At 54.3% G+C, this 17,494-nt stretch carries 13 protein-coding genes; 10 read left to right on the forward strand and 3 right to left on the reverse strand.

The genetic code is table 11. The annotated features are described in order from the left end of the window. The first annotated feature begins 91 nt into the window (after positions 1-91). On the forward strand, positions 92-877 hold the full coding sequence (locus ACLL9E_RS11820; RefSeq protein WP_411291935.1) for a polyphosphate kinase 2 family protein: 786 nt from the start codon (positions 92-94) through the stop codon (positions 875-877). Here ACLL9E_RS11820 and ACLL9E_RS11825 read toward each other — a convergent pair. Together ACLL9E_RS11825 and ACLL9E_RS11830 are read right to left on the reverse strand one after the other, a co-directional pair. Then, positions 859-1,347, reverse strand: coding sequence for a GreA/GreB family elongation factor (locus ACLL9E_RS11825; RefSeq protein WP_411291936.1), 489 nt, complete (start codon positions 1,345-1,347; stop codon positions 859-861). The genes ACLL9E_RS11820 and ACLL9E_RS11825 overlap by 19 nt on opposite strands. Before the next feature lie 180 nt (positions 1,348-1,527). Next, entirely contained in the window at positions 1,528-3,555 is a 2,028-nt protein-coding gene (locus tag ACLL9E_RS11830; protein ID WP_411291937.1) for a lytic transglycosylase domain-containing protein, read from the reverse strand. Between the two features lie 87 nt (positions 3,556-3,642). Between ACLL9E_RS11830 and dapA the strand changes: the two genes are divergently transcribed. The 9 genes from dapA (at position 3,643) to alaS (ending at position 15,690) form a co-directional block, all read left to right on the forward strand. Continuing rightward, on the forward strand, positions 3,643-4,518 hold the full coding sequence (gene dapA / locus ACLL9E_RS11835) for a 4-hydroxy-tetrahydrodipicolinate synthase (protein WP_411291938.1): 876 nt from the start codon (positions 3,643-3,645) through the stop codon (positions 4,516-4,518). After that, the gene (smpB, locus tag ACLL9E_RS11840) at positions 4,518-5,000 is read left to right on the forward strand and encodes an SsrA-binding protein SmpB (protein ID WP_411291939.1); all 483 of its coding nucleotides are present in this window, start codon (positions 4,518-4,520) and stop codon (positions 4,998-5,000) included. The genes dapA and smpB overlap by 1 nt, the downstream gene beginning before the upstream one ends. After that, entirely contained in the window at positions 4,997-5,563 is a 567-nt protein-coding gene (locus tag ACLL9E_RS11845; protein ID WP_411291940.1) for a DUF2062 domain-containing protein, read from the forward strand. Before smpB ends, ACLL9E_RS11845 begins: the two co-directional genes overlap by 4 nt. A gap of 62 nt (positions 5,564-5,625) precedes the next feature. Continuing rightward, positions 5,626-7,674 carry a M13 family metallopeptidase gene (locus ACLL9E_RS11850; RefSeq protein WP_411291941.1) on the forward strand — a complete coding sequence of 683 codons (2,049 nt, stop codon included), beginning with the start codon at positions 5,626-5,628 and terminating at the stop codon, positions 7,672-7,674. 9 nt (positions 7,675-7,683) lie between these two features. After that, the gene (locus tag ACLL9E_RS11855; RefSeq protein WP_411291942.1) at positions 7,684-10,092 is read left to right on the forward strand and encodes an ATP-binding protein; all 2,409 of its coding nucleotides are present in this window, start codon (positions 7,684-7,686) and stop codon (positions 10,090-10,092) included. 126 nt (positions 10,093-10,218) lie between these two features. Then, positions 10,219-11,298, forward strand: coding sequence for a recombinase RecA (gene recA / locus ACLL9E_RS11860; RefSeq protein ID WP_411291943.1), 1,080 nt, complete (start codon positions 10,219-10,221; stop codon positions 11,296-11,298). Positions 11,299-11,526: 228 nt separating this feature from the next. Continuing rightward, positions 11,527-12,360, forward strand: coding sequence for an agmatinase (speB, locus tag ACLL9E_RS11865; protein WP_411291944.1), 834 nt, complete (start codon positions 11,527-11,529; stop codon positions 12,358-12,360). Next, positions 12,357-12,983, forward strand: coding sequence for a glutathione S-transferase family protein (locus ACLL9E_RS11870; protein ID WP_411291945.1), 627 nt, complete (start codon positions 12,357-12,359; stop codon positions 12,981-12,983). Before speB ends, ACLL9E_RS11870 begins: the two co-directional genes overlap by 4 nt. Positions 12,984-13,047: 64 nt before the next feature. Continuing rightward, positions 13,048-15,690, forward strand: coding sequence for an alanine--tRNA ligase (alaS, locus tag ACLL9E_RS11875; RefSeq protein ID WP_411291946.1), 2,643 nt, complete (start codon positions 13,048-13,050; stop codon positions 15,688-15,690). Here the strand turns inward: alaS and ACLL9E_RS11880 are convergent. Beyond that, positions 15,687-17,447, reverse strand: a complete 1,761-nt coding sequence (locus ACLL9E_RS11880) for a cation:proton antiporter (RefSeq protein ID WP_411291947.1) — start codon at positions 17,445-17,447, stop codon at positions 15,687-15,689. The genes alaS and ACLL9E_RS11880 overlap by 4 nt on opposite strands. Positions 17,448-17,494 lie beyond the last annotated feature (47 nt).

Genomic DNA, 17,494 nt, shown 5'->3' on the forward strand with positions numbered 1-17,494 from the left:
CGTCGTAAGACCGAACCTACGCTTTGTCCCTTTTATGGACAGGGCTGCGCTTGCCCTTGTGCCGGGGGGCAATAGATGCTGGAAGGCACGGATGGCCATCGACCTTTCCCATTTTGAATCCGGCAAAAAATATACCGGGACCTATGACAAGGACCTTAAGGATCTTCAGGATCGGCTTGCAAAGCTGCAGGCGCTGCATATCCTGCACGGAGCGCGCACGCTCATCGTCATGGAAGGCTGGGATGCAGCCGGGAAAGGCGGAGCCATAAAGCGGATGACGTCTTCGCTCGACCCACGATATTATCAGGTGTTTCCGATCTCTGCGCCGACCGATGAGGAAAAAGACAAGCATTTCCTATGGCGCTTCTGGAATAAATTGCCGGGCAAAAAGGAGATCAGCATCTGGGACCGGAGCCATTACGGCCGTGTGCTCGTCGAACGCGTGGAGGGTTTCTGCAACGAAGCCGAATGGCGTCGCGGGTATGACGAGATTAATGAATTTGAATCGCGTCAGGGCGAAATCGGCACAAAGATTATCAAGATATTCCTGCATGTAACGGCTGAAACGCAGGATAAGGTTTTGACCGAGCGACTGGACGATCCAGCCAAAAGATGGAAAGTAACGGCCGAAGATTTTCGCAACCGCGAACGACGCGCGGAATATCTCGATGCGTTAAAAGACATGTTCAAGCGCACCAATACGCATTGGGCACCCTGGACAGTTATTGACGGCAACAACCAAAAAGCAGCACGGATTGCCGTCCTCACGCATGTTATTCAGGAACTGGAGAACAGTGTGCCGCAGGAATTTCCCAATGCAGATTCACAAATCGTTGCGTTGGCACACCGCACAATTGGCTATTCGCCCAAGGGATAATCGATTGCCATTATTTCCCATTCCTTGGGGCCTGCCGGCAGAGTTACCGTTTTAACATCACCTACGCGTGCTCCGCGCAATGCTCGGGAAATCGGCGCGTTCCATCCGACGCGGCCAATGCTGGCATCTGCCTCGTCGTCGCCGACGATTGTGACGGTTCGCTCTACATCGTCGACATCGGCAATCGTCACAGTTGCCCCGAAGAAAATCCGGCTGCGGTCCTCCTGCTTCGACGGGTCAAGTACCTTGGCAGCCTTCATCTTTTTGGATAGCTGACCCAGTTCCCGGTCAATTGCGCGCAGTTTTTGTCTGCCGTAGATGTAGTCACCATTTTCGCTCCGGTCGCCATTGCCTGCCGCCCAGTGGACAATTTCCACGACGGCAGGGCGGTCAATAGCGAACAATTGTTCGTACCGAGCGCGTAAGGCTGCGAATCCAGGAGGCGTAATCGGGTTTGTGCGCTCGGCCATCCATCCGCCTTAGCCGTTTGAGTCGGGCAAAGTCGAGATGCGCAGATGGGAAGTTTTAAACATCCGTTCGCATCGAGCGCATCCGAGATGCCGCAAATGCATGCGCTGACGGATGGCGTCTCGACTGCGCTCGACACGAACGGCATTGTCGGAGCTTAAATTCTATGCAGCAAAGTACACCTAACCTGGTGTCGACTTACCCAGATAGGTGCTCAGGGGCGTTGCAGACCGCACCCGTGCCTTCTCTGGATGGAGATGATCGTACATCACTGCGTTTTCAAGCACGCGATACACATAATCGCGCGTTTCGCTCAGCGGGATTTTCTCAATCCAATCCATGATGTTGATGCTGCCGGTGCGTGGGTCGCCATAAGTCTTTAGCCACTTGTTCACATTCCCGGGTCCACCATTATAGGCAGCGATCGCCAAGGGGTAGTTGCCCCCATAATAATCGAGCATCCGTTCGATGTAAGTCGCACCCAAAGCAATGTTGTAATCGGTATCAACAGTCAAGGCATCGGGACGATAGGCCATCGCAATCTTTCCCGATGTTTCACGCGCGGTCCCTGGCATCAATTGCATAAGGCCGCGCGCACCTGCTTGGCTGACGGCTGCCCGGTCAAACTGGCTTTCTTGCCGCATGATCGCATGAGCAAGCGTCCAAGTACGGCTGTGTGCCGCCGGAACATTTACGGTGGGATAGCTGTTGCCGAGTAAATCGGGAATGCCATCCGTACGTGCTGCTCGGCCTGCCATCACCGCGAGGTCAGGGCGGCCGAGTTTTTGCGAGAGGCCGACCGCTGCAACATATTTATCCCGGTCATCCGCGTTGCGCGCAATTGCCCTGAAAAAGTTGCTTTGGTCGCGCCAACTGCCATATTTGGAGGCGAGTGCAGCAGCGAGAATAACAGGCGGTACATTTCCTTCGGCCAATATCGGCGCTGTAGGTGTTACGCGTGGTACTTGCGGCAACGGACGACGCAATTGCTCCAACGATAATTGGCCGAAAAAGCTTTCATAGTAAGCCGCCGCTTGCTCGTGAAAGCGTATGGCCCCTGCTTGATCTCCGGCTTTCGCAGCAGCTTTGCCTGCCCAATGGAAACCCTTTGAGCGGGTCTGCGCACTTTTTGCGGCGGATGCGTAACGTTCAAACATCGTTACAGCATCTCGTGGACGGCCAAGGCGGTCCATGGCGATCGACCCCGCCAACCAGGTGAGGCTTGTATATCGATCGCGCGTCGTAAGGTCTTGATCCGCCATAATAACGCCAGCAGGTATGGCGTCATCCACGCGTGAAGCAATACGGTACGCTACATCATATTGGCCATCATTTTCGGCGGCACGTGCATGTGTCAGCAGCAACTGATACCAGTCTTTAAGCACCGGCGCAGGGGCGTTTAGATTACCGCGATTTGCAAGCAATTCACGTGCACCAAAGCTATTGCCTGAAGCCCGCATGGCATCAATTCGTGCAGCGATTAAGCTGGCTTCACTGTTTGCAGACGCGCCAGCAGCTTGGACCTTAAGTTCCGCGTCAGGCGCGTTAAGCCGCGTTGCAAGCGCGGCGCTAAACGCGGCCCGCCGTCGCGGCGATGTATACGCAACCCAGCGCTCCGCAGCACTCGTCGCTCCAGACCATAATAAACGGTCAACGCGTGCGTCGTGATCCGCAGAGGTCAGCTTGCTGCCCGCAATGCGGTATATGAGCGCTTCATCTTGCTCATCAAGCGTCCCTCCGCGCCACGCTTCGCGGGCTTGGGTTTGGGCACGTGATGTATCACTGACGGCATCAAGCGCCATTGCGAATTTTGCTCGCCCAGCGTTTGTAACGGGCGGAAGACGGTCGAAATAAGCAACCAACTGATTTGGGGAATAAGACAAGGGGTTTATGGCCTGCTCGGCCTTTTTCCGCATATCGTCAGTATTCGGCCAATCGGGGTAAACCATCAGGAACGATGCATAGTCGTTAAAACTGAAGTTGCCCGGTGCGCTTAACATTTTCCAGCGCTGTATAGCTGCTGGGATTTTGCCCTCTTTAGGATCATACACGACGGGTTCTGCAACCGGTTGCACATTAGGTAAGGCAACCGTAGCGTCACCAGTACCGGCTTGCCAAATTACGCCATCGGCCTGCTGGGCAGAAGCTGAGGCCATAAAAGGAATTATAAGGATAGATGCTGAAATGAGATGCTTTACCATGCTAGACATAATATGTGCCCCATCCTTATCAGGTGCTGAACGAACGACTATATAGTTTATAGCGGCCTATACGAGCCAAAATGAAAGTTAATTGCTATGTTTTCCGGATCAATACCGGCTCTAGTGACTCCTTTTCGCGACGGAGCGTTTAGCGAAAAGCATTTTCGAGCGTTGGTCGATTGGCAAATCGAACAAGGTTCAAGCGCGCTTGTGCCCGCCGGCACCACCGGCGAGGCATCGACGCTTTCAAATGCTGAACATCATCGGGTGATTGAGGTGTGCATCGAACAGGCCGCCGGACGGGTGCCAGTCATTGCGGGTTGTGGGTCCAACGACACCAATAACGCGGTCCTTCATCTTAACTTTTCCAAAAAAAGTGGAGCTGCGGCGGGGTTGGTTGTTGCGCCATATTATAACCGTCCGAACCAAGAGGGTATTTACGCCCATTTCGAGCATATGACGAAAAAGAATGACTTGCCCATTCTGCTTTACAATGTCCCGGCAAGGACCGTGACAGACATCAAACCCGAAACTGTTGCGCGTCTTGCGCAACTTCCAACGGTAATTGGAATTAAGGACGCAAGCGGTGATATGCCGCGCGTAACGGATCACCGATTAGCATGCGGGCCGGATTTTTGCCTGCTGTCTGGTGTGGACGAGCAATCTTTGTCTTTCAACGCCGCAGGCGGGAAGGGGTGTATTTCGGTCACGGCGAACGTCGCACCGAAATTATGCGCCGAGTTTCAGGCAGCGTGCGCTTTGGGCGATTACAACCTGGCGCGGCAACTTAATGACAAACTCTATCCGCTTCATTTGGCTTTGTTTTCTGATGCGTCTCCCGGCCCGATTAAGTACGCGCTTTCGCGCGTTATCGATGGGTTCCCGACCGAGTTGCGTCTGCCAATGACGCCACCGAGCGAAGCGAGCCGATATCAGGTTGATGCCGCCTTGGAGAATGCAGGTCTAATCTGATGGCGCGACCCAAACCTGAAGCATTCAACAAGGTCAAAACAGTCGCTGAAAACCGGCGGGCTCGTTATGATTTCTTTATCGATGACAAATATGAAGCGGGCATTGTCCTAACGGGCACTGAAGTGAAATCGCTTCGTTTTGGTGAGGGGTCAATTGCCGAGAGCTATGCCGAGTTGCGTGATGACCAAGTGTGGCTCATTAACGCCAATATCCCTGAATTCAGCCATGGTAATCGGAACAACCACGAACCAAAACGCCCGCGTAAGTTGCTTCTTAACATACGTGAAATAAATAAGCTGCATGGCGCAGTGATGCGGCAGGGCATGACCCTTGTGCCATTGTCGATTTATTTCAACGGCAGGGGCAGGGCGAAGGTTGAGCTTGCGTTGGCAAAGGGTAAGAAGGCACCTGATAAACGCGCGACGGAGAAAGAGCGTGACTGGAAGCGGGAGCAAGGTCGGATCATGCGAGATCGCGGATGAGCAAGTTTAACGACTGGTTACACAGGCAAGCGCCGACGCGCGACAGCTTTGAACGCAGCCGTTTCTTGCGTCCGTTTGCGCAGCGCGTATTTCACCCTGCGCTTTGGCGGTTCACGCGCCGTTCCGTCCCGCGCGGCGTTGCGCTTGGATTGCTGGTTGGCATATTCCTCCTCATTCCCGGCGTTCAAATAGCCGGGGTCGCGCTGTTGGCATTGCCGTTTCGCGCCAATATACCCATCGGCGCTGCGATGACCTTTCTCAGCATGCCAGCGACGACGCCGTTTATCCTGTTTGGATCGGTTTATGTCGGGGAATCGGTTCTGCATTTGAATAACGGTTCTGCCCGTTTCTATGAACTCATTGAGACGTCGGCGCCATTGTCGGCGTGGGGCGATTATGTCTGGAACGAGGCGCCACTTGCGCTGGTTCAGGGGATTGCCGGACTTGCCATTATTTCCGTAGTGATGGCGGCCATCGGATATTTCATATCCGCTTGGTTCTGGCGCTGGCGGATCAGCGCCAAATGGCGACGCCGGTCGAAATCAGTTGCGTCTGGTGGATAAAACTTTGTTGGCGTGATGCGCTGGCAATAGCTGCTCTCCATAACTTTACGGAGAGTATGAATATGAAATTTGCAGCCAGGCTCGCACTCATTGCCTCTGTGTCTTTAGCTTCGCTATCGGTGCAGGCTTTTGCACAAGAAGCGCCGAAAGCGCCTCAGGAGACCAGCAATGAAGGGCCGCAACTTGGGTCCTATGGGTTCGATGCAGCGGGAATGGACGCCAGCGTGTCGCCCGCAGATGACTTCTATTTGTATGCCAATGGCAAGTGGGCGGCGCAAACACCCATCCCGGCGGACAAATCGAACTATGGAATGTTTACAGCGCTCGATGACCTGTCAAAGGATCGGGTAAAACTGGTGTTAGACGTGGAAAAGGACCGCAAGGGAAGCAAAGCGGGAGACGTTTATGCAAGTTACATCGACTATGCGGCAGTAGAAAAAAAGGGCTTGAAGCCCATTCAGCCTTGGCTGAGGAGTGTGCGTGGCGCAAAAAGCAAAGCGGCATTTGAAAAGCTGATGCCGATTGCAGCGCGGAACGGTGTAGGCGCACTGTTTGGCGGCTATGTTGGTCAGGATGACAAGAATCCAGACACCTATATTTACCAGATTTATCAAGGCGGAACCGGATTGCCGGACCGCGACATGTATCTTGTCGAAAATGATAAATTCGAAGGTATAAGAAAAGCTTATCGGGAGTATCTCGCAAAGATGCTCACATTAGCTGGCGAAAAAAATGCTGTCGCACGCGCCGACGCCATCTTCGCTATGGAAAAGCGGATTGCGGGTGTTCAGTGGACACGCGAAGATTCAGGCGACGCCACCAAGACCTACAACAAGATGTCGTTGCAGCAACTGGACGCGATTACGCCCGGCCTGAAGATGTCGCCTATCCTTACGACATTAAGCCCCAAGATTAGTGATATCATTGTCAGCCAGCCAAGCGCGTTGACGGGCATTGCCAAGATTTATGCGGAAACAGATCTGGCCGTTTTGAAAGACCAGATGATCGTAAATAGCTTGGCATCATTCTCAAACGTTCTGCCCGATTCGGTATCTGACGCCAGTTTTGCTTTCTACGGGACGACACTTCAGGGAACGCCTCAGCGCGAGCCCCGCTGGAAGCGTGGAGTCGCTTTGACTGAGGGCACGGTCGGTGATGAAGTCGGCAAGGTTTACGCGGCCAAATACTTCCCGCCTGAAACCAAGGCTGCCATGGACGTACTGGTCAAAAATGTACTGTCAGCGATGGGTCGCCGGATTGATGGGTTGAGCTGGATGCAGCCTGAAACAAAAACCAAGGCACGTGCCAAATTGGCGAATTTCACAACCAAAATCGGTTATCCCGATCGTTGGAAAGATTATTCCAAGCTAAAAATCCTGCGCGGGGACTTATTTGGAAACGATCTGCGTTCCAATCAGTGGACGTTCGATGACAACATGTCGAAGCTTGGACAGCCAATTCGCCGGTGGGAATGGGGCATGTTGCCGCAGACGGTCAACGCCTATGCAAATTTCGGAATGAACGAAATCGTTTTCCCTGCCGCGATATTACAGCCGCCATTCTTTGATGCAAAGGCAGATGCGGCCGTCAACTATGGCGGAATTGGAGCGGTTATTGGGCACGAGATCAGCCACCATTTCGACGATCAGGGGGCCAAATACGACGCCAATGGGAAGCTTTCCGATTGGTGGACTGAAAGCGATGTGAAAGCATTTGAAGCAGCTGGCAAGAAATTGATCGCGCAATATGACGCGTATCAGATTTTTCCGGATGCATCGGTCAAGGGTGAATTTACGCTTGGCGAAAATATCGGAGACCTTGCAGGGTTGACCATCGCCTATGACGCTTATCGCACGTCGCTGAACGGCAAAGAGCCGCCAGTTCTTGATGGAATGACGGGAGACCAGCGCTTTTTTCTCGGTTGGGCCCAAGTATGGCGGCGGAATTATCGTGAGGCTAATCTGCGGCAGCGGTTGATAACTGATCCACACAGTCCATCGGCCCAGCGAGGGTGGGTGGTACGCAATCTTGACAAATGGTACGATGCGTTCCAGCCGAAATCTAACGGAAAATTATACCTCAAGCCTGAGGACCGCGTTCGCATCTGGTAAGGAGCCGTTTTGAACAAGATATCCCCGCCGACTGACTTTCAGCTGCTTGGCGGGGATGTCGACCTGTCTTCGAAGCCGAACGTCAAGCAATTGGCGGCTCTATCTCTGGCAAGCCTGCTGTCGCTGGCAATTTTGTGGTTATCGACCGAAAATGTCATTTTGGTTGGATCCTGTGTCGCCGGCATCATTGCGGCGGCAGGACTTATTCAATTTTTTCGCAGCGGTCGTTCTGTCGAAACCGAGGCTCAACTTTCGGTTCCTGACTGGTCGATTACCCACGCCGCGACTCAACTGAGCAATGCGGCCATTGCTATTAGCGACCGCGCCGGGCGTCTGGTGTGCGCCAACGACCATTTTACTTTCGCCTTTCCCGGGCTGAAAGCGCCACCGGATTTGGGGGTTGATGACGCAAACCGCGCTATTCTTGTTGCAGCAGGCCGGGCCGCTTGGCGCGACGGCAGCGCTGATTTGTCGGTAACCACAAAGGACGGCCGAAGCTACAGTGTCAAAGTTGCGCGGGCAGGCGGTGCCGACGAATATCTTCTCTGGCGTCTCGCCATATTAGAACAACTGGCGATCGAGAGCCGCGCGATCGAATTGATTACCGGCCGGATCGGACGGGCAATGTCCAGCAGCGGCGTTATGGCGGTCGCGGTCAGTCCCGATGGACAAATACGGGCCGCAAACACCGCCTTCACATTGCGTGCGACAGGTACGGATGCGGAGCGCATCACCGGCAAGCTATTTGCCGACTTTGTCCGGATGGATGAAAAAGGCAGCGTCTTTTTCGAACGTGAAGGGCGCCGTGGACTACCTATCCGGTTGCTGCATGTGCCCTTGAATGAAAATGATGCCGAGGGCGCAGCGTTGTTACTTGCTGTTGATGAAGAGGGCGCAAAAGTAGAGCGGGGCCTTGCGTTGGCGCATGTCGAGCAATTGCTCTCGACGTTGCCATTGGGCCTAGCGCTCGTGGACCGCGATGGTCGGTTCCTGTTTGCAAACGACGCCTTTGCACGCGTTCTGGACGTTGAGCCGACCAAATTGCCGCCCTATCCCGGTGACCTTGTCATCAGCGAAGACAAGGGCGCGGTGCTCGACAGCATTCGCCGTTATGGCAGCGGCTCGATGACCTCGGGCGACATCGCCATCAGGCTTAAGGAACGGCCAGATGAGGTAATCGCTTTGTCCATAGCTGGCGTGCGCGGGCTGGGCGAGGCAGCCGTTCTGCTTGGTCTGAAAGACAACAGTGAGGAGATCACGCTAAAACGGCAGGTTGCGCAGCAGACAAAAATGGAATCCATTGGTCAACTCGCCGGCGGCGTGGCGCATGATTTCAACAATATTTTGACGGCAATCATTGGTTATTGCGATTTGATGTTGTTGCGCCATCAACCGGGCGACAGCGACTATGACGATATCCAGCAGATCAAGAACAATTCAAATCGCGCCGCTAGCTTGACCCGTCAACTGTTGGCGTTCTCCCGTCAGCAAACTTTGCGTCCCCAGATACTGCAATTGGCCAATGTTGTCGCAGACGTCTCGAGCCTGCTGAAGCGTTTGTTAGGTGAAACGGTCCGGCTCGAGGTGCATCACGGACGCGGGGTTGGCGCGGTGCGTGCAGACCCCGGGCAGCTTGAGCAAGTGATCATCAACTTGGGCGTTAACGCGCGCGATGCCATGCCGAAAGGCGGCGTTGTAAACATCAGCACAGCAGCCGTAAGTCAAAATGAAGTCGCTGCGATGGGCCGTGAATTCCTTCCAATTGGTGATTATGTTCAGCTTTCGGTTGAAGACAGCGGTGTTGGCATTCCCAAAGAAAATCTGGCGAAAATCTTCGAGCCGTTTTTCACAACCAAGGAAATGGGTAAGGGCACCGGCCTTGGCCTCTCCACAGTCTATGGCATTGTCAAACAATCTGGCGGATTTATCTTTGCAGACTCAACGCCAGGAGAAGGCACGCGGTTCGACATATTCCTGCCTTTGCATAGAGGAGAAATCCCCGCCCCTGAAGTCACCAAGCGCGAACTTTACAAACCGAAAGACCTGTGGGGAACTGGCCGAATATTGATTGTTGAAGACGAGGACATGGTTCGGGCAGTGGCCGAACGCGCGCTAGTCCGGCAAGGTTATGTCGTCGAGACCGCCGCCGATGGGGAGCAAGCGCTTGAACTGTTTGCAGGTGGTAAGCGATATGACCTCGTGGTGTCTGACGTTGTGATGCCAAATTTGGATGGGCCATCGATGGCGCGTCAATTGCGCGAAATTTATGGTGAAATCCGAATATTATTCATGTCGGGCTATGCCGAAGAGCAGTTGCGGGAAACGATCAGCCTCGACAATGTGTCCTTTTTGGCCAAGCCGTTTTCGGTGCAACAGATCGCAGAAGCGGTGCACGATGCGCTTGCGAAGGGCGAATAGTTTAGATATTGAAAACAAATATGAAATTTAATTTGTTCCGCTCTTGTTCTTTTGGAACAGAAGGTGTACATAGGGCGTGTTCCGGAAAAGATTTCCTGAACAGGCATGACGCTAAGGAGTGGAAAAATGGCAGCAAGTCTCAAGATAATTGATGGGAATCAGGCAAAAGGTATGAAAAATTCGGAACGTGAAAAGGCGCTTGAAGCGGCTTTGGCGCAGATTGATCGCGCTTTCGGCAAAGGTTCAGCGATGAAGCTGGGTAGCCGTGAAGCCATTAGCATTGATGCAGTGTCAACGGGCTCACTTGGGCTAGACATTGCGCTTGGCATTGGTGGATTGCCCAAAGGGCGCGTTATTGAAATTTATGGTCCTGAAAGCTCAGGCAAAACAACGCTGACGTTGCATGCCATTGCCGAAGCGCAAAAAGCTGGAGGCACGGCCGCTTTTATTGACGCTGAGCATGCGCTTGACCCAGCTTATGCAAAAAAGCTTGGTGTAGATATCGACAATTTGATTGTGTCGCAGCCAGACACCGGTGAACAGGCGCTTGAAATTGTCGATACGTTGGTGCGTTCGAACGCTGTGGATATTATCGTGATCGACTCGGTCGCCGCCCTTGTCCCGCGCGCGGAAATCGAAGGTGAAATGGGCGACAGCCATGTCGGTTTGCAGGCGCGATTAATGAGCCAGGCGCTGCGTAAGATCACAGGTTCGATCAGCCGGTCGAACTGCATGGTGATTTTCATCAACCAGATTCGTATGAAAATTGGTGTCATGTACGGTTCGCCCGAAACGACAACCGGCGGCAATGCGCTGAAATTCTATGCATCGGTCCGTCTGGATATCCGTCGCACTGGCCAGATTAAGTCAGGTGAAGACATCGTTGGTAACACAACCCGTGTGAAGGTTGTGAAGAACAAGGTGGCTCCGCCGTTCAAGCAAGTTGAATTCGACATCATGTATGGTGAAGGCATTTCGAAGACCGGCGAATTGCTGGACTTGGGTGTGAAGGCTGGCTTGGTGGAAAAATCAGGAAGCTGGTTTAGCTATGATTCGATCCGGATCGGCCAAGGTCGTGAGAATTCGAAAAATTATCTTACCGAGAATCCTGAAGTTGCGGCGCGGTTGGAAACGGCTATCCGCGGAAAAACCGAAGAGGTGGCCGAGGTGCTGATGGCTGGTCCGGAAGCGGACGACGACGTTTAAGGCGCGCTGTCCCGGTTGGAGCCATGCGCGCTTTCTAAGAGACAGACACGCCTTCTAAGAGACAGGCACGGCCTTGCCTGAGGCCGTTGCTTTCGACCCGTCCTGGTCCACCCCGGGGCGGGTCATTTGCGTCTGGTTCGAAGTGCATTCACCAATATGGTGCCCATATTTTAGCTTATAAAAACGCTGGCCCTTGACAGTAACGATTGCTCCAGCCCAACTGATCACATGAACCCGCTCATTCATCTTATCGGATTGCCAACGGACCAGAACAGTTCGTTTGAACGAGGGGCAGTCTTGGCACCTGCTGCAATCCGCGCTGCTTTATGGAGCGACCGGGGCAATTTGTCTGCGCAGTCAGGCCTCGAAATCGGCACGGACGTCATGCTACAAGACCTCGGTGACTTGCAGTTATCGGATGTGGATTGCGTTGCCGATGATGCGTTGATCAAGCAAGCTGTCGTTCAAGCCTTCGGCAATAGCGCGATCCCCCTTTTGCTTGGCGGGGACCATGCGGTGACTTACCCTGTGGTTGCGGCGCTGGCGCAGCATCATGGACCGCTGAACATCCTGCATTTTGATGCCCATCCCGATATTTATGAAAATTTTGAAGGCAACCCGCGCAGTCATGCCTCACCCTTCGCACGCATATTGGAAGCGGGCCACGCCAAGCGTATTGTTCAGGTTGGTATCCGCACATTGAACCGCCACTGCCGTGAACAGGCCCACCGCTACAATGTGGAAATTCTGCCGATGCTCGATTTTCGGCCCGAGCACGTGCCGGTGCTCGATGGCCCTTTATATATCAGCATTGATATAGATGGTATTGACCCGTCAGAAGCGCCGGGCGTGGCCCATCCAGAGCCAGGTGGCCTGACGGTGCGCGAGGTCCTCTCCATCCTGTCGAGGCAGCGTGCCCACATTGTCGGGGCCGATATCGTTGAACTTAACCCTGCGCGCGACATCAATGACATCACTGCAATCGTCGCAGCAAAGCTTTTGCGCGAAGTTGCGGCGCTCATCCACGCCAATTACGAACATTCAAAGAAGGAACGGCCATGACCATCATAGTGCATCATCTTAATAATTCACGATCGCAGCGAGTTTTGTGGCTTCTGGAGGAATTGAACCTCTCATATGAAATCCAGCATTATCGACGTGATCCCGTCACCAATCTTGCCCCGGACGCGCTGTGTCAGGTCCATCCGTTGGGCAAATCGCCGCTTATTGAAGAAGATGGACAGGTAATTTTTGAATCCGGCGCGATCGTCGAATATCTCTGTGAGCGTCATGGCGGTGGCGCTCTTGTTCCGGCGCGCGGCACTGACAGCCATATCCGCTATCTGGAATTTATGCATTTTGCCGAAGGTTCGGCGATGACACCGATCCTGTTGAACCTTTACACCGCGCGTTTGGGTGAAGCGGCTGCGCCGTTACATCCGCGTATCCATCAACAATTGGACAGCCATTTTACATTTATGGAAGACAGTCTTGCCGCGACGGGTTGGTTTGTCGGAGATCAGATGACTGGTGCCGACATCATGATGAGTTTTCCTGCAGAAGCGGCAGTCAAAATGGGACAGGCCGCGAACCGGCCAAACCTGATGGCCTATGTGGAAAAAATTCACGCCCGCCCCGCATTCAAGACAGCTCTCGAAAAAGGCGGGCCGTATGCCTACGCTTGACCTTGCTGCCAGACTGTATATCCAGCTTGCAGCGCGGCGAGTCGTTCACTAAGTCGCTGACACTATGACTTCGACCAATGATATCCGCCGCGGCTTCCTCGATTATTTCGGGGGCGCTAGCCATGACGTAGTACAATCTGCGCCGCTCGTGCCTTATAATGACCCGACGTTGATGTTCGTCAATGCCGGGATGGTGCCGTTTAAAAACGTGTTCACTGGCCTTGAAAGCCGGGACACCCCGCGCGCTGCCTCAAGCCAGAAATGTGTGCGTGCTGGCGGAAAGCACAATGACCTTGATAATGTCGGCTACACTGCGCGCCACCATACATTTTTCGAAATGCTGGGTAATTTCTCGTTCGGCGATTATTTCAAAGAGCAGGCGATTACCCACGCATGGACATTATTGACCAAAGAATGGGGCCTTGACCCTTCGCGGTTGACCACGACGGTCTACCACACCGACGACGAGGCCTTTGACTTGTGGCGCAAAATTGCCGGTCTGCCTGAAAAACGGATAATCCGTATCGCCACCAGCGACAATTTCTGGTCCATGGGCGATACTGGGCCGTGCGGTCCATGCAGTGAAATATTCTATGACCATGGCGATCATATTTTCGGTGGTCCTCCGGGAAGCCCAACTGAGGATGGCGACCGTTTTGTCGAAATCTGGAACCTCGTGTTCATGCAATTTGAGCGGCAGGATGACGGCACCGACGTGCCCTTGCCAAAGCCATCGATCGATACTGGCATGGGGCTTGAGCGCATCGCTGCGGTCATGCAGGGGGTTCACGACAATTACGACACCGACACGTTCAAGGCCCTCATTAACGCGTCAGAAGAACTGACGGGCACGAAGGCTGTTGGCGAACAAAAGGCGAGTCATCGCGTCATCGCCGACCATTTGCGTTCGACCAGCTTCCTTTTGGCTGATGGCGTTATGCCCTCCAATGAAGGCCGCGGTTATGTTTTGCGCCGCATCATGCGCCGCGCCATGCGCCATGCGCACATACTCGGCGCAAAAGAGCCGTTGATGCATCGTCTTGTCGGTAGCCTTGTTTCGGAAATGGGGGTTGCGTACCCAGAATTATTGCGCGCGCAGCCGCTTATTGAAGCAACGCTTCGCCAAGAAGAAACGCAGTTCCGCCGGACGCTCGACAAAGGCATCAAGCTGCTCGATGAAGCCACGTCGGGTATGACTGCGGGCGACGTCTTGGCAGGCGAGACAGCTTTCAAGCTTTATGACACATTCGGTTTTCCATATGATCTAACCGAAGATGCGCTCCGCGCGCAGGGCTTCGGCATCGATCAGGCCGGTTTCGAAATCGCGATGAACGCGCAGAAAGCGATGGCCCGGGCGGCATGGAAAGGCTCAGGCGCCAAGGCATCGGACGATGTGTGGTTCGACATCGTGGAGCGTGTCGGTGAGACGGAATTTACTGGCTACGCGGCCAGCGAGGGCGAGGGGCAGGTCGTTGCGCTCGTCAATGACGGTATTGAAGTACAGTCTGCAGTTGAAAATGATACCGTGACAGTAATCACGAACCAGACGCCATTTTATGGAGAGAGCGGTGGTCAAATGGGTGATGCCGGGGTGATTTCCAGCACCAAATTGGTTGGCGAAGTTACTGACACGGCCAAACCTTTGGGACGTCTGCATGCCCATCAAGTGACCATTGGCACTGGCCAGATTAAAGTTGGCGATTTTGTAACGCTGAAAATCGATACCGAGCGCCGTGATGCCCTTCGGGCGAACCACAGCGCAACGCATTTGCTGCACGCATCGCTGCGGCACCGTCTTGGCAGCCATGTGACTCAAAAGGGCAGCATGGTTGCGCCGGAGCGGTTACGTTTCGATTTTTCGCATAATCAGGCGCTCACGGCTGAAGAGATCGCATTGGTAGAAGCGGATGTGAATGCCCAAATTCGCGGCAATCAGGCCGTCACGACTCGGTTGATGACACCCGATGATGCCGTCGCTGCTGGTGCGCTCGCTTTATTCGGCGAAAAATATGGCGACGAAGTGCGGGTGTTGACCATGGGCAAAGGCGATGATGCCGATTACTCCGTCGAGTTGTGCGGCGGCACGCACGTGAACGCGCTTGGCGACATTGCATTGTTTGCGATTATCTCCGAAGGTGCGGTGGCAAGCGGTATCCGCCGGATCGAAGCTCTGACGGGCGAAGCGGCGCGGCTTTGGCTCGTTGGCCGTGAAACCCAACTGAAAAACCTTGCCGCGCTTCTAAAAACGGCACCTGATGAAGTTGGTGCGCGCATTGAGACGCTAATGAGCGAACGCAAGCGGTTGGAAAAAGAGTTGTCCGAAGCGAAGAACGCGCTCGCATTGTCAGGCGGCGGTGGTCCCAAAGCTGAGGCAGAGCAAATCGGCAATGTGACTTTCATGGGGCAAGTCATTTCGGGTATTGAGCCCAAGGCACTGCGTGGCTTGGCCGATGATCACATGAAAGCAATAGGGTCTGGCATCGTGGCTATCATTGCGGCGAATGAAAACAGCAACACGGTCGTGGTCGCTGTATCACCCGCACTGCATGGCACAGTGACTGCGCCTGACCTCGTTCGCGTGGCAACCGAGGCCATGGGCGCGCAAGGTGGCGGTGGTCGCCCCGACATGGCACAAGGCGGCGGCCCTGCAGGCGCTGAGCTTGCGCAGGCGGCGCTGGACGCGATCAGGGCAAAAATTGCAGGTTAACTTGTGAGTTTAAGTTTGGGGGCCTCGTCAAGGCCTCCGGCTTCCTTTATCTGCCGCCGGAACTCGTCTCGCTTTTCATGGATCGAGGCGATGACGGGTCCCATGGCAACGCCGAGGTCGACCAGAACGGCTTCTGACAATTGAAGCGAGCTTTCGAGTGTTTCAGGCACGGCGTCGCTTGCGCCGGCTTGATAAAGTCGCGCGGCGTGGTCAGGGTCGCGGGCACGTGCGACGATGGTTATATCGGGCAGCCACGCGCGTACGCGTTTAACGATATGTTCGGCCAAAACGGGTTGGTCCATTGTGAGAATGAGCGCGCGGGCATAGCCCAGATGAAGCTTATCAAGCGTTTCGGGTCGCGAAATATCGCCATATATGACTTTGTATCCCTGACGGCGGGCGACTGCCACCGTGTCGATATTGGATTCGACCGCAACATAAGGCTGGCCATGCGTGACCAGCATATCTGCAACAAGTTTGCCCACCCGACCAAAGCCGATGACGACCGTACGAGGATCGGTTGTCGCATCATTTTCGACGGCTGCATCATCGCTTTCCCGCATCTCAAGCCGCGTTGCCATGTCATGACCTATTCGCGCCAATATGGGAGTAATGGTCAAACCAATGGCGGTCGCAACTTGCCAGAAATTGATCGTCGCACCGTCGATGATCTGCGCTGCGCCAGCGGCGCCCAAGACAATCAGCGTTGTTTCCGACGGACTGCCCATCAACACGCCCGTTTCGGTCGCAGTGCCCGTCCGCGCACCATTCAGCTTCAAAAGTGAGGCGGTGACGATTGCCTTGATGATGACAACAGCAGCCACAGCACCAAGTAATGTGGGCCAGTTGTCGGCGACATAGCTAAGGTCGATCTGCATACCGACGCTGATCAGGAAAACGCCGAGAGCAAGGCCCTTGAAAGGAGCGGTCATCACCTCGACTTCGCTCTGGTAATCCGTTTCGGCTATCAAAAGCCCGGCAATAATTGCGCCGACGATAGGTGAAAGCCCAACCGCACCTGTTGCCAGGCTGGCGACGATTACGACCAACAAGCTCACCGATACAAATAGCTCGGGGCTTTTTGTGCGGGCGGCCTGACCAAACAAGCGCGGCAGGAGGAACCTGCCAAGTACCAACATTGCAGCGATAACGAGGCCACCTTGCCACAGGACCGTAAACAGACCTTCCCACGAGCTGTCGCCCGCCTTTGGTGCAAGTGCGCCCAGCACGAAGATTATCGGAACAATCGCGAGGTCTTCGAACAGCAACATCGCCAAAGCGGATTTACCTACGGCCGAATGCGTGCCTGCGATTGGAAGGACAAGCGCAGTTGAGGATAAGGCGAGCGCAATTCCAATGCCCATTGCAGCCGTTGGGCCATAGCCGAATAACAAGAGACCGGCAGCGATGATCAGACCTGCGCCGAACAATTGCGCTGCGCCAACACCAAAAACGAGGCGTCGCATTTTCCACAGTCGCCGAAAAGAGAGCTCGAGGCCGATGGAGAACAGTAGCAAAATAATGCCGTATTCGCCGATGGGGCTTATACTTTCAGTGTCTGAAATGGTCACCCATTCGAGCGCCGGATATTTGCTTACCAAGCTTCCCAACCCCATCGGGCCAACAAGGATGCCAACGAGAATGAAGCCGATAATGGGGGTAATGCGAAACCGCGCGAACGCGGGAATGACCACACCGGCCGCGGCTAAAATAACTATGACGTCGCGTAAACCGTCGGTATTGAGTTCGGCTGCCATTCACCCTTTTACGCATATGCAGCATCAGAAGGAAAGGGCGGCGCGAC

The sequence above is a fragment of the Sphingorhabdus sp. genome, from assembly GCF_046596595.1.
Taxonomy (GTDB): Bacteria; Pseudomonadota; Alphaproteobacteria; order Sphingomonadales; family Sphingomonadaceae; genus Sphingorhabdus_B.